This is a genomic window from Craterilacuibacter sinensis (assembly GCF_009831765.1).
Taxonomy (GTDB): domain Bacteria; phylum Pseudomonadota; class Gammaproteobacteria; order Burkholderiales; family Chromobacteriaceae; genus Craterilacuibacter; species Craterilacuibacter sinensis.
Map to the genome: position 1 here is coordinate 166829 of NZ_WSSB01000007.1, position 22337 is coordinate 189165.

20 protein-coding genes are annotated in these 22337 nt (G+C 59.3%); 14 read left to right on the forward strand and 6 right to left on the reverse strand.

Annotated features, from left to right (window positions below; all coding sequences use genetic code 11):
• Positions 1-49: 49 nt before the first annotated feature.
• From GQF02_RS09415 to GQF02_RS09435, 5 genes are all read left to right on the forward strand, one after another.
• Positions 50-820 carry a YdcF family protein gene (locus GQF02_RS09415; RefSeq protein WP_160796591.1) on the forward strand — a complete coding sequence of 257 codons (771 nt, stop codon included), beginning with the start codon at positions 50-52 and terminating at the stop codon, positions 818-820.
• The gene (locus GQF02_RS09420) at positions 795-1595 is read left to right on the forward strand and encodes a competence/damage-inducible protein A (RefSeq protein ID WP_235930133.1); all 801 of its coding nucleotides are present in this window, start codon (positions 795-797) and stop codon (positions 1593-1595) included. The genes GQF02_RS09415 and GQF02_RS09420 overlap by 26 nt, the downstream gene beginning before the upstream one ends.
• Before the next feature lie 86 nt (positions 1596-1681).
• On the forward strand, positions 1682-2491 hold the full coding sequence (locus GQF02_RS09425; protein ID WP_160796593.1) for an endonuclease: 810 nt from the start codon (positions 1682-1684) through the stop codon (positions 2489-2491).
• 239 nt (positions 2492-2730) lie between these two features.
• Positions 2731-3939, forward strand: a complete 1209-nt coding sequence (locus GQF02_RS09430; protein WP_160796595.1) for an amino acid aminotransferase — start codon at positions 2731-2733, stop codon at positions 3937-3939.
• 99 nt (positions 3940-4038) lie between these two features.
• Positions 4039-5346 (forward strand): DUF445 domain-containing protein, encoded by a 1308-nt coding sequence (locus GQF02_RS09435; protein ID WP_160796597.1) that lies wholly within the window; start codon positions 4039-4041, stop codon positions 5344-5346.
• 80 nt (positions 5347-5426) lie between these two features.
• Here the strand turns inward: GQF02_RS09435 and GQF02_RS09440 are convergent, their stop codons facing one another.
• The 6 genes from GQF02_RS09440 to GQF02_RS09465 all read right to left on the reverse strand — a co-directional run bounded on the left by GQF02_RS09440 (position 5427) and on the right by GQF02_RS09465 (position 12573).
• The gene (locus GQF02_RS09440) at positions 5427-6512 is read right to left on the reverse strand and encodes a TRAP transporter substrate-binding protein (RefSeq protein ID WP_124734488.1); all 1086 of its coding nucleotides are present in this window, start codon (positions 6510-6512) and stop codon (positions 5427-5429) included.
• A gap of 178 nt (positions 6513-6690) precedes the next feature.
• Entirely contained in the window at positions 6691-7779 is a 1089-nt protein-coding gene (locus tag GQF02_RS09445; protein ID WP_160796599.1) for a TRAP transporter substrate-binding protein, read from the reverse strand.
• Positions 7780-7839: 60 nt separating this feature from the next.
• On the reverse strand, positions 7840-9330 hold the full coding sequence (locus GQF02_RS09450) for a TRAP transporter large permease (protein ID WP_160796601.1): 1491 nt from the start codon (positions 9328-9330) through the stop codon (positions 7840-7842).
• Positions 9327-9878, reverse strand: a complete 552-nt coding sequence (locus tag GQF02_RS09455; protein ID WP_160796603.1) for a TRAP transporter small permease subunit — start codon at positions 9876-9878, stop codon at positions 9327-9329. Before GQF02_RS09455 ends, GQF02_RS09450 begins: the two co-directional genes overlap by 4 nt.
• 210 nt (positions 9879-10088) lie before the next feature.
• Positions 10089-10592, reverse strand: coding sequence for a C40 family peptidase (locus GQF02_RS09460; RefSeq protein WP_160796605.1), 504 nt, complete (start codon positions 10590-10592; stop codon positions 10089-10091).
• Between the two features lie 70 nt (positions 10593-10662).
• Complete coding sequence (locus GQF02_RS09465; protein ID WP_160796607.1) at positions 10663-12573, reverse strand: ATP-binding cassette domain-containing protein; 1911 nt, start codon at positions 12571-12573, stop codon at positions 10663-10665.
• Positions 12574-12726: 153 nt separating this feature from the next.
• Here GQF02_RS09465 and GQF02_RS09470 point away from each other — a divergent pair, with 153 nt between their 5' ends.
• The 9 genes from GQF02_RS09470 to GQF02_RS09510 all read left to right on the forward strand — a co-directional run bounded on the left by GQF02_RS09470 (position 12727) and on the right by GQF02_RS09510 (position 22313).
• Entirely contained in the window at positions 12727-13083 is a 357-nt protein-coding gene (locus tag GQF02_RS09470; RefSeq protein ID WP_124734482.1) for a hypothetical protein, read from the forward strand.
• A gap of 27 nt (positions 13084-13110) precedes the next feature.
• Positions 13111-13512 (forward strand): protein YgfX, encoded by a 402-nt coding sequence (locus GQF02_RS09475; RefSeq protein ID WP_220789406.1) that lies wholly within the window; start codon positions 13111-13113, stop codon positions 13510-13512.
• A 35-nt stretch (positions 13513-13547) separates the two neighbouring features.
• Positions 13548-14828 (forward strand): bifunctional tetrahydrofolate synthase/dihydrofolate synthase, encoded by a 1281-nt coding sequence (folC, locus tag GQF02_RS09480; RefSeq protein WP_407924826.1) that lies wholly within the window; start codon positions 13548-13550, stop codon positions 14826-14828.
• A gap of 7 nt (positions 14829-14835) precedes the next feature.
• A complete protein-coding gene (locus GQF02_RS09485; RefSeq protein ID WP_160796613.1) occupies positions 14836-15597 on the forward strand; it encodes an SPOR domain-containing protein in 762 nt (253 codons plus the stop codon).
• Entirely contained in the window at positions 15594-16079 is a 486-nt protein-coding gene (locus GQF02_RS09490; RefSeq protein WP_160796615.1) for a CvpA family protein, read from the forward strand. Before GQF02_RS09485 ends, GQF02_RS09490 begins: the two co-directional genes overlap by 4 nt.
• A gap of 83 nt (positions 16080-16162) precedes the next feature.
• Positions 16163-17686, forward strand: a complete 1524-nt coding sequence (purF, locus tag GQF02_RS09495) for an amidophosphoribosyltransferase (RefSeq protein ID WP_160796617.1) — start codon at positions 16163-16165, stop codon at positions 17684-17686.
• Positions 17687-17806: 120 nt separating this feature from the next.
• Positions 17807-18979, forward strand: a complete 1173-nt coding sequence (locus GQF02_RS09500) for an O-succinylhomoserine sulfhydrylase (protein WP_160796685.1) — start codon at positions 17807-17809, stop codon at positions 18977-18979.
• A 211-nt stretch (positions 18980-19190) separates the two neighbouring features.
• Positions 19191-19832: a TetR/AcrR family transcriptional regulator gene (locus GQF02_RS09505; protein ID WP_124734476.1), complete on the forward strand. Its 642-nt coding sequence runs from the start codon at positions 19191-19193 to the stop codon at positions 19830-19832.
• Positions 19833-19859: 27 nt separating this feature from the next.
• Positions 19860-22313 (forward strand): acyl-CoA dehydrogenase, encoded by a 2454-nt coding sequence (locus GQF02_RS09510; RefSeq protein ID WP_160796634.1) that lies wholly within the window; start codon positions 19860-19862, stop codon positions 22311-22313.
• Positions 22314-22337: the final 24 nt, after the last annotated feature.

Genomic DNA, 22337 nt, shown 5'->3' on the forward strand with positions numbered 1-22337 from the left:
TAAACAGGCGCCGGGCTTTGCCGCCGGCGCCTTGTCTTTGTCTGGAGAAATGCGCGTGACGACTGCGCCGGGTGTGTTGTTCAATCAGGTTTTCGGGGCCTTGTTGCTGCCGCCGCTCAATTGCCTGCTGCTGGCCGGGCTGGGCTTTTGGCTGCTCCGACGAAAAAAGCGGGTCGGCGTCGCGCTGATCGTGCTCTCCATATTGCTGCTGTATGCCTTTTCTACACCGCGCATGGCGATAGCCCTGAATGCCGCACTGGAAAACAAGGCCGTAGCCCGGCTTGCCGATGTACGCCAAAGCGGCGCCATTGTGGTGCTGGGGGGCGGCAAGAAACCGGCGCCCGAATATGGCGAGAATGTGCCTAGCGGCGACACGGCGGCGCGCTTGCGCTATGCCGTGCACTTGCACAAGGCAAGCGCGGTGCCGTTATTGCTGACCGGAGGCGCGCCCTTGGGCGGCGAGGCGGAAGCCTGGGTGATGCAGCGCATGCTGTGGCGCGATTATGGGGTCAAGCCTTACTGGGTGGAGTCCGAGTCGGTCAATACCGAAGCCAATGCGCGATTGTCGGCGGCCATGCTGAAAAATGCCGGCGTAAAGCGCATCACGCTGGTGACGCAAGCCTGGCACTTGCGCCGTGCCGTACCCTTGTTCGAAGCGCAGGGGCTGGAGGTTGTGCCGGCCCCGACCGGATTTACCCGCTACGACGGTGGCGGCATGGTCTGGTATCTGCCATCGGGCCGCGCCATGCAGGAAACACATCAGGCGCTACGCGAGTGGGTCGGCATGTTTTATCATGGCATCAGAAATTCTTTCTCCTGAGGTCATCAGCATGAATGTAGGCGCGATCATCATTGGCGACGAACTCTTGTCCGGGAAACGGCAAGACAAGCATCTGGCGGCACTGATTGCCATGCTGGCCGAGCGCGGCATGAAATTGGCGTGGGTCGAATATCTGGGTGACGATCCGCAACGCTTGCAGGCTTCTTTGGCGCGTGCCTTTGCCAGTGGCGATCTGGTGTTCAGCTTTGGTGGTATCGGCGCGACACCGGACGACTATACCCGCCAGTGTGCCGCCGCTGCATTGGGCGTGCCGCTGGCCATCCATCCCGAGGCGCGTGCGATTATCGAAGGGCGCTTTGGTGCCGAGGCCTATCCGCACCGTATCAATATGGGCAATATCCCCGAAGGCGCACGCCTGATACCCAACCCGGTGAACCAGATGCCGGGCTTCTCGCTGGGCGATGTCCACTTTGTGCCGGGCTTTCCTGCCATGGCCTGGCCCATGATTGCCTGGGTGCTGGATACCCTGTATCCGCAATTGAAAAACACCGTGCCCGATATCGAGCAAACGGTGATTGCGCTGGATGCGCGCGAGGGCGACCTGATTACGCTGATGCAAACCTTTACCGCCCGCTACCCGGCGCTGAGGCTGTCCAGCCTGCCCAGTTTCGGTAGCGAGCGTATCCCGCAGATGCATATCGAGTTCGGTTTCAGTGGCCAGCCTGCTCTGGTGCTGCTTGCCATGGCCGAGTGGCGCAAAGCGCTGCAAGCATCCGGCTATGTCTTGTGCGAGCGCGACACCGCAAGCAATTGAAGCAAAAGCAAGCTATGAGGCTGAGTTAATTCGGCCTTGAAAGTCATGCAAAAGCCGGTTACGGTGGCGGTTTTTTGCGGCTTTCCATGAAATTCTGCTTTATTCCACTCCTTAGTGTCTTGCTGGCCGCGTGTTCCGGTCAGGGCAGTGCCGAAACATCCGCCCTTGCCAAGACGGCGCAAACTGCGCCAGTTGCCGCCATTTCGCTGACCGAGCCTATTGTGCTGGTCAGCGGCAAGGGTAGCGTCGGTCCGCGCGACTTCAATAACGCCAAAAAAGTGCTGCCTGGCGTTTTTAACGGTGAAGAAATCGATTTTTACTGCGGCTGCCCATATACCGGCAAAACAATGGATCTGGCTTCTTGCGGCTATCAGCCGCGCAAAAATGCCAGCCGTGCCAGCCGTCTGGAATGGGAGCATGTGGTACCGGCCTGGGTGCTGGGCCATCAGCGCCAGTGCTGGCAACAGGGGGGGCGCAAAAACTGCACGTCTACCGACGATGTGTTCCGCATGGCCGAGGGCGATCTGGTGAACCTGGTGCCGGCCGTAGGCGAAGTCAATGGCGACCGCAGCAACTTCTCGTTCGGGGCCTGGACGCGCAACCCTGAGCCTATGTATGGCCAGTGCCAGACCATTGTCGACTTCAAAGGCCGCCGTGCCCAGCCGCGTGAAGAGGTCAGGGGGCGCATTGCCCGCATCTACTTCTATATGCATGGCCGCTACGGCTTGAAAATGAGCAAGCAGGACACGCAACTGATGTGCGCCTGGGCCAAGACCTATCCGGTCGATGCCTGGGAAAAATCGCGCGACGCCCGCATTGTCAAACTGCAAGGCAGCGGAAATGCCTTTGTGCAGAACCCGCAGCAACTGGCCAGCGTGTGTGGCAAGCCGGCCTGATTTGCGCTTTGAATGTCACCAGCCCCGCTCAAGAGCGGGGTGGTGCCGGGGCAGGGGCAGGCTTGGCGGCAGATTGTTTACGGTGCAGGCAAGGCGCTAGCGCGGCTACGGCCAGGCAAGTCCGTGCTGATGGCCTTCTAATTGGCATGCACGGTAGCGATAGCGCATGATAAAATCGATGGCATAAATTCAAGCACGGCTTGCGCCTTGAGCGATCCCCTGTAAACACTGGAGTTTGTATGAGCACTTCGATTTTCGCCGGCGTTGCGCTGGCTCCGCGTGATCCTATTCTTGGCCTGAACGAGGCTTACAACGCCGATGCGCGCGCAACCAAGGTCAATCTGGGCGTGGGCGTTTATTTTGACGAGAACGGCAAAATCCCTTTGCTGTCTGCGGTGAAAGTTGCCGAAAAGGCGCGTCTGGAAGCCATGCCGCCACGCGGCTATCAGGCAATCGAGGGGAATGCCCAGTACAACCAGGCGGTACAAAAGCTGCTGCTAGGTGCGGACAGTGAATTGCTGGCGGCCGGTCGTGTCGTGACGGCACAGGCCTTGGGGGGTACCGGCGCGCTGAAGATCGGTGCCGATTTTCTCAAGGGCCTGAAGGCCGATGCCAAGGTGTATATCAGCGACCCGTCGTGGGAAAATCACCGCGCGCTGTTTGAGGCGGCCGGTTTTGTCGTGGAAAACTACCCTTACTACGATGCGGAAACCCGTGGCGTCAATTTTGCCGCCATGAAAGCCTTCCTGCTGGGTCTGGCACCGGGTTCGGTCATCGTGCTGCATGCCTGCTGCCACAATCCGACTGGCGCCGATATGTCCGACGCGCAGTGGGCCGAGGTGGTTGAAGTTTGCCGCGAGCGCGCTTTGGTGCCTTTCCTCGATATGGCATATCAGGGCTTTGCCGAAGGCATCGAACCGGATGCCGTGGCGGTGCGCTTGTTCAGTGCCTCCGGTTTGCAGTTCTTTGTGTCCAGCTCCTTCTCCAAGAGCTTTTCCCTGTATGGCGAGCGTGTCGGTGCCTTGTCCATTATCACGGCGGACAAGGACGAGTCGGCGCGCGTACTGTCGCAGCTTAAGCGCGTGATCCGCACCAACTATTCCAACCCGCCTATCCATGGCGGCGCGGTGGTCGCGGCGGTACTGAGCAGCCCTGAGCTGCGCCAGATGTGGGAAGACGAATTGGGCGGTATGCGGGTGCGCATTCGTGCGATGCGCGAGGGACTGGTGTCAGCACTCAAGAGCAAGGGTGTGGCGCAGGACTTCTCTTTTGTGACGGCACAGCGCGGCATGTTCTCCTATACCGGCCTGAGCGCGGCGCAGGTTGAAGTCTTGCGTGCCGACTACGGCATCTACGCCGTTTCGACCGGCCGCATCTGTCTGGCTGCATTGAACCAGAATAATCTGGCCTATGTCGCCGATGCGATTGCGGAAGTGGTTAAAGGCTGATCAGCGCTATAGTCAGCAAATAAAGCCGCCAGCATTGCTGGCGGCTTTATTTTTGTCTTCGGCTTACAATTCGTGCATGAGTCTATGGCAGGAGGCCGTATGGTAAACGCACAGGCAGCTATCGGCAGCGATGATGACCAACGCCTGATCCAGCTTAAACGCATGAAGGCCATCGCGACGGCTTTGCTGGTGGGCTCGCTATTGCTGGTGTTGCTGGCGCACTGGCTGCATGATGCTCATCCGTTATGGCCGTTTGTGGCCGCTTTTGCCGAGGCCGCGACAGTGGGCGCCATGGCTGACTGGTTTGCCGTGGTGGCGCTGTTTCGCCATCCGCTGGGGCTGCCAATCTGGCATACGGCGATTATTCCGCGCAATAAGAGCCGTATCGCGCGCAATCTAGGCAGTTTTGTTGTCGAGCATTTTTTTACGCCGGCCGCCTTGTTGCCGCGACTGGCTGCATACAATCCTGCACAACTGGCCGGCAACTGGCTATCCCGCATCTCGGTCTCGCCACGTCTGGCCCGTCTGGTGGCGGACGCGATGGCCACGGTGATCTCGTCGCTGGATGATGATGCGATGCGCCGCCATCTGGCAGGCGGCGTTCGCTCTGGGTTGATGCGTATCGACATGGCAACGCTGGGCGGGCGCGTGCTGGATGGCTGGCTGGCCGGTGAGCGCCAGCATGAGTTGCTGGACACGCTGTTTAGCGGCATGGGACGCAAACTGGAAGGGGAAGCCGTACGCGAGCGTCTGGTTGCGCTGCTGACCGAGTCGCTGCATCTGGAAGACGTCAAGGTCATGGGCATGTCGCTGGGCAGTACCTTGCGTCCGCTGGCCCGCTCTGCTGCCGAGCGCCTGATCCTGCGTCTGCAGGCCGAGATGAGTGCGGCTGCGAGTGACCCGGCTCACCCATGGCGCGAGATGCTGGACGTTTACCTGCATGAGTGTGCGCTACGGCTAAAGGCCGACCCGCGCTGGCGTGCCCGTGTCACGCGCAGCATGGAGGCCTTGCTGTCTGATCCGGTGTTTGATGCTTTGCTGGATGATGTCTGGGTTAGCATCAAGGACTGGGTGCTGTCTGATGTGCGCGCACCCGATTCGCGGCTAGTGGCGGCCGGTATGGTGCTGTTGCGGGGGCTGGGTGAGCGCCTGATGCACGACGCCCGCATGCAGGGGCGGCTTAACCGGCGGCTGATGGCTTTGTTGCCCTCTTTAGTCGAGCGTTATCGCCCGGCCGTGGCCATCTTTATTTCGGACAAGCTCGATAGCTGGAGCAAGGAAGAGGTGAGCGAGCGTATCGAACTGGCGATCGGGCATGATCTGCAGTTTATCCGCATCAACGGGACACTGGTCGGCGGTGTGATCGGTCTGTGCCTGTATTCCTTTTCGCGTCTGTTTTATTCATAGCGGTATGCGATTTGCTGGATATGAGATAGAAAAGCGCCGCGCCCTGATCAGGCGCGGCGCTTTATGTTTTGGCGTACGGCTTATTTTTTGTTGCTGTACATAAAGTTTTCCATGCCCAGCTCAGCCAGGTTGAACCAGCCATGCTCCATGGCGCGGAATTTTTTCCATGGGCCGTAGATCTTGGCGAAGGCCGGGTTTTTGGCGGCTTCTTCTTCGTACAGCTTGAACGCTTCGGTATGCGCCGCCTTCATGATATCTGCCGGATACTTCTTCAGCTTGGTGCCTTTTTGCAGTAGCGATACCAGTGCTTGCGGGTTCTTGGCGTCGTACTCGGCGAGCATCAGGAGGTTGGCTTCGGCGGATGCGACTTCGAACGCCTGCTGGTATTCCTTGGGCAGCTTGGCCCATTCCTTGCTGTTCACATAGAACGACAGGTTCGGACCCGGTTCCCAGAAGCCCGGGTAGTAGTAGAACTTGGCGACCTTGTAAAAGCCCAGCTTCTCGTCGTCGTACGGGCCGACCCATTCGGTGGCGTCGATGGTGCCTTTTTCCAGTGCCGGATAGATGTCGCCGCCGGGAATGGACTGCGGAATGGCACCCAGCTTGGCCATGATTTCGCCGCCAAAGCCAGGAATGCGCATCTTCAGGCCTTTGAGGTCGGCCAGCGACTTCACCTCGTTACGGAACCAGCCGCCCATCTGGCAACCGGTATTGCCGCCGGGGAAGTTGACGATATTGTACTGGGCGAACAGCTCGCGCATCGCCTTCATGCCGCCGCCGTAGTAGAGCCAGGCATTTTGCTGGCGTGCGGTCAGGCCGAAGGGCAGGGAAGTGTCGAAGGCGAAGGCCTTGTTCTTGCCGACATAGTAGTAGCTGGCAGTGTGGCCGCACTCAACGGTGCCGTTTTGCACCACATCCAGTACCTGGTTGCCCGGGGCGATTTCACCGCCCGGAAATACGCGGATCTGGAACTTGCCGCCGGTCAGCTCGGCAACACGTTTGGACAGCTGTTCGGCTGCACCGTAAATGGTGTCCAGGCTTTTGGGAAAGCTGGACGCCAGACGCCAGCGTACGGTCGGACCGTCAGCTGCAAGCGCAGGGGCGCTGACAACGGCAGCGGCAACGCCGGTGGCACCGGCTTTTTTCAGAAATGAACGTCTCTCCATCTTCTTCTCCTCCAGGGGTGGGCATTTGCCCGGTCGCAAAAGCGTCCGGCACCATGGCTGCGGTCTTATGCCGTTTTAAGTAGCCAGGGTGCGAATAATTTAGCACATGGGATATTCGATAAGGTTTTTACATAAAAAATGGGTAAAAAAAACGGGGCATGATCGCCCCGTCTGTCGTTTATTTGCTGCGGTTGGTGTACATGAAGGATTCCATGCCCTGTTCGGCCAGATTGAACCAGCCATGCTCCAGTGCGCGGAATTTTTTCCATGGGCCGTAGATCTTGCCAAAGGCCGGGTTTTTCTTCGCTTCTTCCTCGTACAGCTGGAAAGCGATGGTCTGTGCGGCCTTCATGATGTCTGCCGGATACTTCTTCAGCTTGACGCCTTTTTGCAGCAGGCGAACCAGCGCCTGCGGGTTTTGTGCATCGTACTGGGCCAGCATGGTCAGGTTGGCTTCGGCGGCGGCCACTTCAAAAGCCTGCTGATATTCTTTTGGCAGCTTGGCCCACTGCTTGTTGTTGACGTAGAAAGACAGGTTCGGACCCGGCTCCCAGAAGCCCGGGTAGTAGTAGAACGGTGCGACCTTGTAAAAGCCGAGTTTTTCGTCATCGTACGGGCCAACCCACTCGGTGGCGTCGATGGTGCCTTTTTCCAGTGCCGGATAGATGTCACCGGCCGGCAAGGACTGAGGAATAGCGCCCAGCTTGGCCATGATTTCGCCGCCAAAACCCGGGATGCGCATCTTCAGGCCCTTCAGGTCGGCCATCGATTTCACTTCCTGGCGGAACCAGCCACCCATCTGGCAGCCGGTATTGCCGCCCGGGAAGTTGATAATGTTGTACTGGGCGTACAGCTCGCGCATCGCCTTGAGACCGCCACCGTAGTAGAGCCAGGCATTTTGCTGACGGGAAGTCAGGCCGAATGGCAAGGAGGTATCGAAGGCGAAGGCCTTGTTCTTGCCGACGTAGTAGTAGCCGGCGGTGTGGCCGCACTCGACGGTGCCGTTTTGCACCACATCCAGTACCTGGTTGCCCGGCGCGATTTCACCGGCAGGGAATACGCGGATCTGGAATTTGCCGCCGGTCAGCTCGGAAATGCGCTTGGACATGCGCTCGGCCGCGCCGTAAATGGTGTCCAGGCTTTTGGGAAAGCTGGACGCCAGACGCCAACGGATGACAGGGGTGTCCGCCGCCAGCGCCGGGGCGCTGACTGCGGCAGCGGCCGCGCCGGCAACACCGGCTTTTTTGAGGAAGGAACGTCTTTCCATGGTTTTCTCCTTTGATGGGGTAGCTTGTGCCGTGCCGGCTATCGACCGGCACGGCTATTTTTATTGGCCGGACAACTGCTTAAGTAGCGCTGCGCCATCGTCGGCGGCTTCGCCGCTGGCGGCCGAGGCATCGCTACCGGCCGGAATTGCATTTTCAGGCAAAGCGGCATTGTCGATGGACAACTGCTCCAGCACCTGTTCCGACTTGGATTCGTCGACCACGATTTCCTTGTCGCGGAACACCGTAGTCAGTGACGGGAAGGCGATGACCAGGCCTATCATCACAATCTGTATCAGCACAAACGGGATCGCGCCTTTGTAGATGCTGCTGCTCTTGACCTCTTTCGGTGCCACGCTGCGCAGGTAGAACAGGGCGAAACCGAATGGTGGGTGCATGAACGAAGTCTGCATATTGACCGCCAGAATCACGCCGAACCACACCAGGTCAATGCCCAGGCTTTGCGCCACCGGTGCCAGCAGCGGTACCAGAATAAAGGCGATCTCGAAGAAGTCGAGGAAGAAGGCCAGGAAGAACACCATGATGTTCACTGCAACCAGGAAGCCGATTTCGCCGCCGGGCAAGGCAGTCAGCAGGTGTTCAACCCACTGGTCACCATTGACGCCCAAAAAGGCAATACGGAAGACGCGGGCACCGATCAGGATGAACACCACAAAGGTGGTCAGCTTGAGGGTCGAGTCCATCGCCTGCTTAAGCAGCCTGATATCCAGCTTGCGGTTGATCATGGCCAGCACAATGGCACCGACTGCGCCCATGGCGCCGCCCTCGGTCGGGGTGGCGATGCCAAGGAAGATCGTGCCCAGTACCAGGAAGATCAGCAGCAGTGGCGGCACCATTACCAGCAGGACTTGCAGCATCAGCTTGCCGCCGCGCAAGGTACGCGCCTCAGGTGGCAAAGCCGGCACCCATTGCGGACGGAACAGCGAAATGCTGAAAATATACATGGCGTAAAAAACGCACAGCAGCAGACCCGGCAGCATGGCGGCGGCGTACATATCGCCCACCGAAGTGCCCAGCTGGTCGGCCAGCACGATCAGTACCAGACTCGGCGGAATGATCTGTGCCAGGGTGCCGGACGCTGCAATCACGCCGGTGGCGACACGCTGGTCATAGCCGTAGCGCAGCATGATGGGCAGCGAAATCAGCCCCATCGAAATCACCGATGCGGCCACTACGCCGGTGGTGGCGGCCAGCAAGGCGCCGACAAAGATCACCGCGTAGGCAATACCGCCACGCACCCGGCCGAACAGCTGGCCTATGGTGTCCAGCATGGCCTCGGCCATGCCCGAGCGCTCCAGTATCAGCCCCATAAAGGTGAAGAACGGAATCGCCAGCAGGGTGTCGTTGCGCATGATGTCGAACACCTGGCGCGGCAGTGCCTGCAATAGCTCGGGTCTGAGCAGATCAAAATGGATGCCTATCCAGCTGAACAGCAGGCCGACAGCAGACAGGGCGAAAGCAACAGGGTAGCCGATCAACAAGAAGAAGATCAGCGACACGAACATAATGGGGGCGAGCATCTCGAGGCTCATACATGCTCCTTATGTGGATCCAGTGCCTTATCCAGCGGGTCGGCAGCGACGCCGGCAATAAAGCCCAGGCGCTTGATGATTTCGGACAGACCTTGTGCCATCAGCAGGGTAAAGCCGATGGGAATCAGCAAAATGACCGGCCAGCGGATCAGGCCGCCGTTGTCGGACGACATCTCGCCACTGGTCCATGCATCCATGAACATGGGCCAGCCATAGGCGATGATCAGGTAGCACATGGGGAACAGGAACAGCACGGTGCAGACGATTTCCAGCATGGCCTGGGCGCGGCGCGAGAGCTTGCTGGACAGAAGGTCGATGCGGATATGCTCGTTTTTTTGCAGGGTATAGGCGCCGCCTAGCAAGAACATGGCGGAAAACAGATACCACTGGATCTCAAGAAAACCGTTCGAGCTGATATGAAGCGTTTTGCGGACAACGGCGTTGCCGGCACTGATAAGGACGACGATCAGGACAATCCATGAGGCGAACTGTCCTATGCGTGCATTGATCGCGTCGATGAGGCGCGATAGAGCGAGCAGCGACTGCACAAGTTTCTCCCGAGTGGTTGTGTTGGCGTTGTTGTAATTGGCAGGCGTGGAGTAGCCCCTGACCAGCAGCCAGTTTAGTCGTAATGGGTTTTACTTGAGAAGACTCTAGGCATAAGGGGTATCCCTATGCCGTGATGCAGCCGCAAGCGGCTGCATGGGCGGTCTTGCGGCTGTCGTGCGGGAGGCGTGGATGCGTATTGAGGCGGGCGCTCAGTTGAACAGGGTGCGGGCGCCGTCGAAACGGCTCATGAACCAGGGATTGTCCAGGCGCTCGACCCGGATCTGGCTATTGGTGCGCGGGGCGTGGACGAATTTGCCGTCGCCGATAAAAATGCCCATATGCGAGTAGCGGCGGTTCATGGTGTTGAAAAAGACAAAATCGCCGACCCGCAGTTGGTTCAAGCTGATCGATCTGCCCGCTTCGGCAATCTGTGCGGCGGTGCGCGGCAGCTCGACGCCCAGTGCATTGCGGTAGATGTAGCCGGCCATGCCGCTGCAATCCAGGCCGGCTTCCGGGTTGGTGCCGCCGAATTTGTAATCATTGCCCAAGAGGCCCAGCGTCACCATCAGCACTTCGCGCCCGGCCCCATCGGCCTTAAGCCCGGCCAGCGAGATGCCGGGGCGCGGCTTTGGCGCGGGTTTTTTGGGCGGCGTGGTGGAGCAGGCCGCCAACAGCGTCAGCATGGCCAGGGTCGCGAGATGTTTGGCATTCATGGGGTAGCCCCTTGCAAACCTTGCCTGCCCGTGAGCGTACTTGGGCAGGCAAGGGCGTTAGCTGCGGTTTTTAGTTCTGCTTGGCTTCCAGCTCTTCCCAGCGCGCGAGTTTATCCAGCATGGCAAGCTCGATTTCCTCGATGCGCAACTGCCAGGCATGGGCTTGTTGCGGCTGTTCGCGAAATACGGCGGGGTCCAGCAGCTTTTGTGTCAACTCGGCCTGCTCGCCTTCCAGTGCGGCAATTTCATCCGGCAACTGGGTCAGCTCGCGTGTTTCATTAAACGATAGTTTGTTGCGGCTGGCCTTGTTGCGTTCGGCCTTGGCTGCGCTTGCGGCTACCGGCTTGGCTGCGGCTTCGGCCGGCTTCATGGCCGCCATGCGCGCCTTGGTGTCGACCCAGTCCTGATAGCCGCCCGGGTATTCTTCCAGCCTGCCGTCGCCTTCAAACACGATGGTCTGGGTGACGACATTGTCGAGGAAGGCGCGGTCATGGCTGACCAGAAACACCGTGCCTGCGTACTGGGTGATCAGTTCTTCCAGCAGTTCAAGCGTATCGATATCCAGATCGTTGGTCGGTTCATCCAGCACCAGCACATTGGCCGGGCGGGTAAACAGGCGTGCCAGCAGCAGGCGGTTGCGCTCGCCACCGGACAGCGATTTGACCGGGCTGCGCGCACGCGCAGGCTCGAACAAAAAGTCTTCCAGATAGCTCATCACATGCTTTCTGTGGCCGGCGACTTCGATAAAATCGTTGCCCTGGCTGATGACGTCGGCCACGCTCATTTCTTCGTCCAGCTGGGTGCGGAATTGGTCGAAGTAGGCAATATCGAGTTTGGTGCCGCGCTTGATGTCGCCGCTATCGGCTTCCAGCTCACCCAGAATCAGCTTGAGCAAGGTGGTTTTGCCGGCGCCATTGGGGCCGATCAGGCCGATCTTGTCGCCGCGCAGGATGCGGGTGGTGAAGTCGCGGATCAGGGTGCGGCTGCCAAAGCCCTTGCTGACATGTTCCAGCTCGGCGACCAGCTTGCCCGAACGCTCGCCCGGATCCAGCTGGAAGTTGACCTGACCCACGCGCTCGCGCCGTTGCGAACGGGCGACACGCAGCGCTTCCAGACGGCGTACGCGGCCTTCGTTACGGGTGCGGCGCGCTTCGACGCCCTTGCGTATCCAGGCTTCTTCCTGAGCATGGAATTTGTCGAACAGACGGGCCTGCTCGGCTTCGATGGCCAGTTCTTCCGCCTTTTTGACGTGATAGGCGGAGAAACTGCCGGGGTAGCTGCGCAAAATGCCGCGATCCAGTTCGATAATGCGGGTGGCGACATTGTCGAGGAAGCGGCGGTCGTGGGTGACCAGCAAGACCGAGCCGGCAAAGCCCTTGAGCAGGCCTTCCAGCCATTCGATGGCGGAAACGTCCAGATGGTTGGTCGGTTCGTCCAGTAGCAGCACATCCGGTTTGGCCGCCAGTGCGCGCGCCAGCGCCACACGTTTTTTCCAGCCGCCGGACAGGGCGCTGATCTTGACGTCGGGCTTGAGTTCGAGATGGGACAAGGTGGTGGCTATCAGCGCATCGAACGCCCAGCCGTCACGCAGTTCGATCTCGTGCTGGATATGCGTCATGCGGTGCATCAGGGTGTCAAAGTCGGCATCGGGCTGGGTCAGTGCATCGGCAAGCGTATGATATTCGGCCAGAAAGGCCTTGAGTTCGCCCAGGCCCTCGGACACGGCTTCGAATACCGTATGCTCGGGATTGAATTCGGGCTCTTGTGGTACCCAGCCTATATTCAGATTGCCCTGGATATTGATGCGGCCATCGTCGAGACGCACCATGCCGGCGATGGATTTGATCAGGGAAGATTTGCCGGCGCCGTTGCGGCCGATCAGGCCGACGACTTCGCCTGCCTCCAGGGAAAAATCGACACGGTCCAGTAGGGCGTGGTGTCCGAAGGCAAGGCAAGCCTTCTCGACAGAAATGAGGGCCATGGATGGCTCGCTGGGTAGTTTGGGATGGCGCGATTGTAGCACGCCATGCGCGCCTACCTTCGCTACGCCGTGCTAGCCATGTACAATGCGCGCCGTGATGGCCTGCCTTTAATTTTCCGCCATCGCGTTTTGCCCGTCACCCAAGGATAAACCATGTATTTCGTTGATCGCTCCGTCGCCATTATCAAACCGCGCGCGCCTTTTCTTGCGTGGCTGCGTACCGTATCCGGCGAGGACATGATAGATCTGACGCTGGACAGCCTGCGTGCGGACTGTACCGCCATGCTTTTGCCCGAGTTTGACGAGCCGGAGCAGGCGGTTGCCTATATCGACGAGATGGCCGAGCAGCTATTCCGTATGGAGCTGGCCAGCTGGCACGAAGACGAGTCGGCCTGGCCTGCTGATATCTCGCTGCTGGCGTTCTGGCAGTGGTTCGATGTCGAGTTCCACAGCATGGTGCTGGACAGCGTGGACGCCGATATTCTGAATACGCCGACGACCGAGCTGTAAGCTGGCATGGCGCTGCGGCCGTTTCGCGTGGCTTTACGCCGGTCGCGGCTGGCGCTGCTGCTGTTTTGCCTGCTGGCCTCAAGCCTTGCGCTGGCGGTGCTGTATTGCAATGGGCCGTGGGGCCTGCTGCTACTGGATGCAGTCTTGCTGCTGGCTTGCCTGCAAAGCGAGGGCTGGCTTGCCAATCGCCGCCGGCCCTTGTGTCTGGATGTCAGCGCCTCGGGCGTACTCAGTGCGGTTTTTCCGGACAGCAGTGAGCTCTGGCAGCTGGATGGCAATAGCCGCAGCAGTCCATGGCTGTGTATCGTGATGGCGCATGCCGGCAGTCAAAGGCGCAGGATCACGCTATGGCCGGACAGCGCAGACGCCGATGCCTTGCGTAAGCTGCGCGTCTTTTTGCGCTGGCAGCCGGATGCGCGCAGGCCCTGATCCACCCCCGACCCATAATGAGAGTTGTCACCATGATGATACCCAACGCCAGTTCCACGCTTGCACAGTGGCTTGCCTATCTGGAAGCCGCCCACCCGGTCACTATCGATATGGGGCTTACCCGGGTGAGTGCGGTCAAGGCTGCCATGCAGCTGGATACCGATTTCCCCGTGGTCTTGATCGGCGGCACCAATGGCAAGGGTTCGGTCGCGGCTATGTTGTCGACCATCCTGAATCGCGCCGGCTTCAAAGTGGGCACCTATACCTCGCCGCATATCAATGACTACAACGAACGCGTCGCGATCGACCTGCAACCCGCCAGCGACAGCTTGCTGATTGCAGGCTTTGTCGCGGTGGAACAGGCGCGGGCCGAAGTCGGGGTGAGCCTCAGTTATTTCGAGGTGGGGACACTGGCGGCCATGCATTGCTTTATCGCCCAGCAGGTCGACGTTGCGGTGCTGGAAGTGGGCTTGGGCGGGCGGCTGGATGCCACCAATGCGTTTGATGCCGATGTTTCCGTTGTGGTGAGTGTGGATATCGACCATCAGGCTTTTCTGGGAAATGACCGGGAAAGCATAGGTTTTGAAAAAGCCGGCATTTACCGTAGCGGCAAGCCGGCCATCTGCGCCGACCCGAACCCGCCGGCCTCGCTGCTGGCCCATGCCGAGGCTATCGGTGCCCGACTCGCTTGCGTCGGGCGTGATTACAGCTATAGCCGCATGGATCATCAGTGGTCGTTCCGCATGGGTGAGCGTGCCTTGCATGCCTTGCCGGTGCCGGCGCTGCGTGGCGGCTACCAGATGGGCAATGCCGCTGCGGCTTTGGCCGTGCTGGAAGCCTTGCGTCCGCGTTTGCCGGTCAGTCTGGGGGCCATCAAGCGCGGCCTGCTCGAGGTCGAGTGGCCCGGGCGTTTCCAGGTTTTGCCGGGGCGGCCGGTGACGGTGCTGGATGTCGGACACAATCCGCATGCAGCACGGGCATTATCGGCCAGCCTGCGCCAACTGGCGTTTGCCGAAAACCGCTATGCGGTTTTCTCCATGCTGGCGGATAAGGATCTGGACGCCGTGGTCGAGATACTGCGTGACGATATCGACCACTGGTATGTGGGCGGGCTGGATGGTCCGCGCTCGCAAACGGGTGCCGAGATCGCCGAAAAGCTTGCCGCACATGGTCTGCGCAATATCCATGTTTTTCCCAAAGTGGAAGACGCATGGCATAGCGCCTTATCGCATGCCACAGAGAATGATAGAATCACCGTTTTCGGATCGTTTCATACTGTAGCGGCCGTGATGGCCGCACGGACCCAATCGGCTTGAGGGCGGCATGACCGGACTATCGAGAGATCAAGAACTTACCCAGTTGCGTAAGCGTGCGCGCCGGCGTCTGGTCGGTGCTGTGGCACTGGTACTGGTGGCGACTGTTGTGTTGTGGAATGTGCTGGGCGCCATTCCCGACCAAAAAATGAAACCGGAAGCCATCGAGGTGATCGGGCATGCCGCATCGGAAGCGGCTGCGGCAGTCGCCGTAGCCGATGCGTCCGCGCCGCTTGTTGATGCTGTGCCCGATGCATCCGGTCCGACCGAGATTGTGGCAAGCCTTCCGGCCGAGACTGAAACTGGGCCTGCGCCGCTGCCGGCCGTTGCCGTTACGCCACCTCCGGCAAGCTTGCCGGCTGATAAGCCGGCCGTGAAGCCGGTGCCGGAGCCTGTCAAGGCTGCTCCCAAACCCGAGCCGGTCAAGCCGCAGCCCAAGGTCGAAACCGTTAAGGCGAAACCGGCGGTCGAGCAAGATCCGCTGGCCATTCTGGAAGGGCGTGAAAGCCGTGCGCCGGCCAAGAGCGAGGCGGCGCCATCCGGCCGCTTTATGGTGCAGTTAGCCGCGCTGAGCGACCCCGCCAAAGTCGATGCGCTGCGCGCGCGTCTGGCCGCCAGCGGCATGTCGGCCCAATTCAGCAAGGTACAGACCAGCAAGGGTGAAGTGGTGCGTGTGCGCATGGGGCCTTATGGCAGTCAGGCCGAGGCGCAGGCTGCGCTGGCCCGCTTGTCCAAGGCTGGCGTAAGCGGCATGGTGGTTTCTGCTAAATGACGACTTTTGACTATGTGATGCTGGCCGTGGTGGTCGGCTCCATGTTGCTGGCGCTGATGCGCGGGCTGATTGCCGAAGTTTTGTCGCTGACCGCCTGGCTGATGGCGTTCTGGGTCGCCAAGACCTTTGCGCCGCTGGCGGCCCATTATCTGCCTTTGCCCGGCGATGGTCTGCGTCTGATCGGCGGCTTTATTGTCCTGCTGCTATTGACCTGGCTTGGCAGCGCGCTATTGCGCCTGACTCTGACCAGTGTGGTGGATTCGGTCGGTCTGGGCGGGATCAATAAACTGCTGGGGCTGTTTTTCGGGCTGGCGCGTGGCTTATTGCTGGCCACCGTGCTGGTGATGCTGGGCGGCTTAAGCGACTTGCCCAAAAGCCCGACATGGCAAAATGCGCTACTGGCGCAGCCATTTGAACAGGTGGCCTTGTCGTTACGGCCATGGCTGCCGCAAGTGCTGGCCGAGCGCATCAAGTTTGGCTGAACTATTTTTGCTGTCGGGCAGCATCGCTGCGCCGGTGGCGCGTTCTACCCTTTAAAAACAGAAACCTTCGGGGAAGTCTTGATATGTGTGGAATTCTCGGCGTTGTTGCCAGCTCGCCCGTCAACCAGTTGCTGTATGACGGACTACAAGTCCTGCAGCACCGCGGTCAGGATGCAGCAGGGATTGCGACGGCCAATGGCAAGACCTTTCACATGCACAAAGGCAGCGGCCTGGTGCGTGATGTGTTCCGTACCCGCAATATGCGCTCGCTGTCCGGCCATGCAGGTATTGCGCATGTGCGTTACCCGACGGCAGGCTCGGCCGATAATCTGGCCGAAGCGCAGCCTTTTTATGTGAACTCCCCCTTCGGTGTCGTGCTGGCGCATAACGGCAACCTGACCAATACCGAAGAACTCAAAGCCGAGATGTACCGGCATGATCTGCGCCATATCAATACCAATTCCGATTCGGAAGTGCTGCTCAATGTGTTCGCCCATGAGCTGGCCAACCGGGTCGAGGGTTTCGAGTTGTCGGTGGATGCGGTATTCGAAGCCATTGCTGCCGTGCACCGCCGGGTCAAGGGCGCCTATGCCGTAGTGGCGATGATTGCCGGCTATGGTCTGGTGGCTTTTCGCGACCCGAACGGCATTCGCCCGCTGGTGATTGGCACATGCGAGCAAAATGGCCAGACCGAGTATATGTTTGCCTCCGAGTCGGTGGCGCTGGACTGTTCCGGGTACAGCCTGCTGCGCGATGTAGAACCGGGTGAATGCGTGTATGTCAGCTTCGAGGGTGACTTTCACAGCAAGATGGTCGCCGAAGGTGCCCAGCATGCGCCTTGCCTGTTTGAATATGTCTATTTTGCCCGCCCCGATAGCGTGATAGACGGCGCCTCGGTCTATCAGGCCCGTCTGGTGATGGGGGATATGCTGGCCGACAAGGTGCGTCGCGTCTTGCCCGAGCTGGATATCGATGTCGTAGTACCGATTCCGGACACGAGCCGCCCCAGTGCATTGCAACTGGCGGTGAGTCTGAATCTGCCATACCGCGAAGGCTTTATCAAAAACCGTTATATCGGCCGCACCTTCATTATGCCGGGCCAGGGCGTGCGCAAAAAATCCGTGCGTCAGAAGCTCAACCCGGTGGGCTGCGAGTTCCGCGACCGCAATGTCTTGCTGGTGGATGACTCTATCGTGCGCGGCACGACCTCGCGCGAGATCGTACAGATGGCGCGCGATGCCGGCGCCAAAAAAGTCTATTTTGCCTCGGCCGCGCCAGCCGTGCGTTTCCCCAATGTTTACGGTATCGATATGCCGACCCGCGCCGAACTACTGGCTACCGGTCGCAGCGAAGCCGAGATTGCGCATGAAATCGGCGCCGATGCGGTGATTTATCAGGATCTGGAAGCACTGGAAGAAGCCGTGCATTCGGTCAACCCCAAGCTCAAGCATTTCGAGACCTCGTGCTTCTCCGGCATCTATGTGACCGGCGACATCGATGACGCCTTTTTGGACCGTGTAGAGAGTGCACGCAAGAAAGGGAGTGAAGGCCCCGAAGCGCAGATGCTGGATTTGAATCTGAATGTGGCCGAGCAGAACCTGATATAAGGCCTGCCTGGACACAGATAAAACGGGGATTTGGCGTCGTGCCTGGCACGGGTGCTGATCCCCGTTTTGCGTATCCGTTTTCTCTCAAGCTTATTTATAACCACGACAAAAGAAACCATGATGAGCGAACCGAACCTGCACCCCGAAACGCTGGCCATCCGTGCCGGGCGTGAAACCAGCGAATTTAACGAGCACAGCCAGGCGCTGTTTTTGTCGTCCAGCTTTACTTACGACAATGCCGCCGACGCTGCCGCGATGTTTCTGGGCGAAAAAGAAGGCTACACCTATTCCCGTTTCAGTAATCCGACGGTAACGGCTTTCCAGCAACGCCTGGCGGCACTGGAAGGCGGTGAGCGTGCTATCGCCACCGCCAGCGGCATGGCAGCCATTCAGGGCGTGATGCTGACTTTTCTTAAGGCGGGCGACCATATTGTCTCGTCGCAAAGCCTGTTCGGCTCGACCATCAATCTGTTTTCCGGCTTGCTGACCCGTTTCGGTGTCGAGGTCAGCTTTGTTTCGGCCACCGATCCCGAAGCCTGGCGTGCCGCCATTCGGCCGAATACCCGCTTGTTGTTCCTGGAGACCCCCTCCAATCCCTTGACCGAGATTTCGGATATTGCCGCGCTGGCCGATCTTGCGCACGCGCATGATGCGCTCCTGGTGGTGGATAACTGCTTCTGTTCGCCGGCCTTGCAGCAACCCTTGCGTCTGGGTGCCGACCTGGTGGTGCATTCGGCTACCAAGTCGCTGGATGGCCATGGCCGCGTGCACGGGGGCGCGGTCGTTGGTAACGATGCGCTGATCGAGCAGATCTATCTGCATGTGCGTACTGCAGGGCCGACCTTGTCGCCATTCAATGCCTGGGTGCTGCTGTCGGGGCTGGAAACGCTGTTTATCCGCATGGAGCGTCAATGTGCTTCGGCACTTGCCCTGGCGCAGTGGCTGGAGACGCAGCCTGGCGTCAAGCGCGTGTTTTATCCCGGGCTTGCCAGTCATCCGCAGCATGCGCTGGCAATGCGCCAGCAAAGTGCCGGCGGCACGGTGGTTTCGTTCGAACTGGAAGGCGGGCGCGATGCGGCATGGCGTATTTACGATGCCTGCCAGGTGCTGTCGCGCACTGCCAACCTGGGCGATGTGAAAACCACGATCACCCATCCGGCCTCCACCACGCATGCGCGCGTCACGCCAGAGGCGAGGGCCAAGGCCGGCATTGGCGAAGGATTGTTGCGAATTTCGGTTGGCCTCGAGCATATTGACGATTTGAAACAGGATTTGCTGCGGGGTTTGTGCTAAAGCGCGACAAAAACAGAATAATTACTCATTGTTCATACGTATAATTCAAACGGCAGCTGCACTAGCTGCCGGTTTTTTTTGGCATCCGGCCATGCCATGGGCAAATTTGCTTGACATGGATCAACTTAAAACGTAAGTTTCAAACGGTTGTTCGAACAATAAAATGAATACAACAGACCTAACTGCAAACATACAAAAGACGCTTAATGCTATGGAAGTGAATCGCTCCGATACCGCCACCCGAATACTCGAAGTTTCCGAGTTGCTGTTTGTCGAACACGGCTTCGAGGCGACTTCACTGCGCATGATTACCCAGCAAGCTGAAGTCAATCTTGCTGCTGTCAACTACCACTTCGGCTCCAAAGACGCGCTATTCGAGTCGGTATTCATGCGCCGCTTTACGCCGCTGATCAGCGCGTGCCTGGCGGAACTGGATGCGCTCGAGGCAAAAGGGGCAGGGGATTCGATAGAACGGGTGGTGATGACGTTCATTCGCCCTTGCCTGGCGTTGTCGCGCGATCCTGCGCGTGGTGGGGCCTTGTTCGTGCGCTTGCTGTCGCGCGCGCTGGTGGAGAACCACAGACTGCTGCGCGAGGCGTTGTCACGCGAGTACAGCGAATTTGTCGAGCGTTATACGCAGGCTTTTCGCCGTGCTTTGCCTGAGCTTGGCGAGCAGGATCTGTCATGGCGCATGCACTTCGCCTTTGGACTGATGTTCAATGCCTTTGCCGGTAATGATGTGCTGAAAATCTTCCGTAAAAGCCCGGTCGTCACCGCGCGGGACCCGGAAGCCATCGTCCAGCATCTAGTGCCCTTTGTACTTGCAGGTCTGACCATGCCTGCTTCTGACTGAAACGGGTCAATACGAGGAAACCATAAGATGATTTACGCCCTTGCTCTTGTCTTGCTGATCGGTGTGCTCGCCTACTGGCGCGCACCGGTTATTGCCTGGACGCTGCTTATTGCTGCCTGGCTTGCTGCCGCCCAGTTTATCGGTGGCTGTTCGATTGCTGCCGGGCTGTGGGGGGCATTTGCCGTGGTTGCGCTGATCCTGAATCTGCCGCCTTTGCGGCGCGCGGTCTTTACCGGCCCGGTGTTCAAAATCTTCAAGAAGATTACACCGGCCATGAGCCAGACCGAGCAGGAAGCCATCAACGCAGGCACCGTGTGGTGGGATAAGGATTTGTTTTCCGGCAAGCCTGACTGGAAGCGCCTATTGGCTTTCCCCGATCCCAAGCTTTCGCCGGAAGAGCAGGCGTTTATTGATGGTCCGACCGAAGCCTTGTGTGCGATGGTGGACGACTGGAAAATCACCCATGAATTGAAGGATTTGCCGCCTGAGGTATGGCAATTCATCAAGGACAACGGTTTCCTCGGCATGATCGTCAAAAAGAAATATGGCGGTCTGGAATTCTCCAATTACGCGCATGCCAAGGTAGTTACCAAGATCGCCACCCGTGGCGGTACGGCGGCGGTGTCGGTGATGGTGCCCAACTCCTTGGGGCCGGGCGAACTGTTGCAGCACTATGGTACCGAAGCACAAAAAGACTATTACCTGCCGCGTCTGGCCAAAGGTCTGGAAGTGCCGTGTTTTGCGCTGACCAGCCCGTCGGCAGGCTCTGATGCAGGTTCGATTCCTGACTACGGCATTGTTTGCCGTGGTTCCTATACCGACCCGCGTTCGGGCGAGCACTTTGACAATGTGCTGGGCATTCGTGTGAGCTGGGAAAAGCGCTGGATTACGCTGGCACCGGTGGCCACCATTCTTGGCCTGGCGTTCAAGATGTACGACCCGGATCATCTGATCGGGGATAAAGACGAACTGGGCATTACCTGTGCGCTGGTACCGACCGAGCATGTCGGCGTCGAGATCGGCCGTCGCCACTATCCGGGTGGCGCAGCCTTTATGAACGGCCCGACTTCGGGGCGTGACGTATTCATCCCGATGGACTGGATTATCGGCGGTCAGGCCAATGCCGGCAAAGGCTGGCGCATGCTGGTCGAGTGCCTGTCGGTTGGCCGCTGCATCTCGCTGCCGGCGATGTCGGTTGCAACCGGCAAGTTCACCAGCTTTGCCACCGGCGCTTTTGCCCGCGTACGCGACCAGTTCGGCCTGCCTATCGGCAAGTTCGAAGGGGTGGACGAAGCCATGGCGCGCATTGGCGGCTACACCTACCAGATGGAAGCGGCGCAGAATCTGGCGCTGGTCGGGCTGGATATCGGCGAGAAGCCATCGGTCTTGTCCGCCGTTCTCAAGTATCACAACACCGAGCGCATGCGCAAAGTGCTGAACGACGCGATGGATGTGCATGGTGGCAAGGCTGTGGTATTGGGGCCGCGCAACTACCTGGGACGTGCCTATCAGGCCATTCCTATCGGCATCACGGTGGAAGGCGCCAATATCCTGACCCGTTCCATGATCATCTATGGCCAGGGCGCGATCCGTTGCCATCCTTTCGTGCTGCGCGAAATGAAGTCGGCCATGGCCAACGATGTGGTGGAGTTTGACCAGGCCATTACCGGTCATATCAACTTCGTCATCAGCAATATCTTCCGCTCGCTCTGGCTGGGCTTGTCCGGTGCGCGTTTTGCCGTGAGCCCGAAAGCTGGCGAGAGCGCACGCTACTACCGCCAGCTGACGCGCTACTCCAGTGCTTTTGCCCTGTTGTCCGATATGGCCATGTTTAGCCTGGGCGGCACGCTCAAGTTCCGCGAGAAACTCTCGGCGCGTCTGGGCGACATGCTGTCCGGCCTGTACATCGCCTCGGCTTCGCTCAAGCATTTCGAAGATCAGGGCGCGCAAAAGGATGATCTGCCGCTGATGCACTACGCGGTACAAAGCGCCATCTACGATGTGCAGCAGGCGATGGACGGCTTTTTGTGCAACTTGCCAAGCAAGCCGCTGGCCTGGGTCTTGCGCAAGATCATCTTCCCGTGGGGCATGACCGCCAAACCTGCCAGTGACCGTACCGGCACCAAAATTGCCCGCCTGATGATGACGCCGGGTGCCGCACGCGACCGTCTGGTGCAGGGTGTCTACAAGCCGCAGGATGAAGCGGATGCAGTCGGCGTACTCGAACCGGCCATGCTGGCCATCATTGCGACCGAAGCGACAGAAGCCAAGCTGAAGAAATTGGTACGCGATGGCAAGTTCGCTACCATTACCGCGCGCGAGCGGCTGGACGAGGCCTTGGCCAAGGGCTGGTTGTCGCAGGAGGAGTTTGCTGCGGTGACCCGCGCCCGACGCCTGAAGCGCGAAGTGATCATGGTCGATGATTTCGACAAGAGCATGACCCACCACGACGAGCAAATGTTGTCGCGCGTGATTTTCTGAGTATTGCTTGAGCGCGGGCCTTGC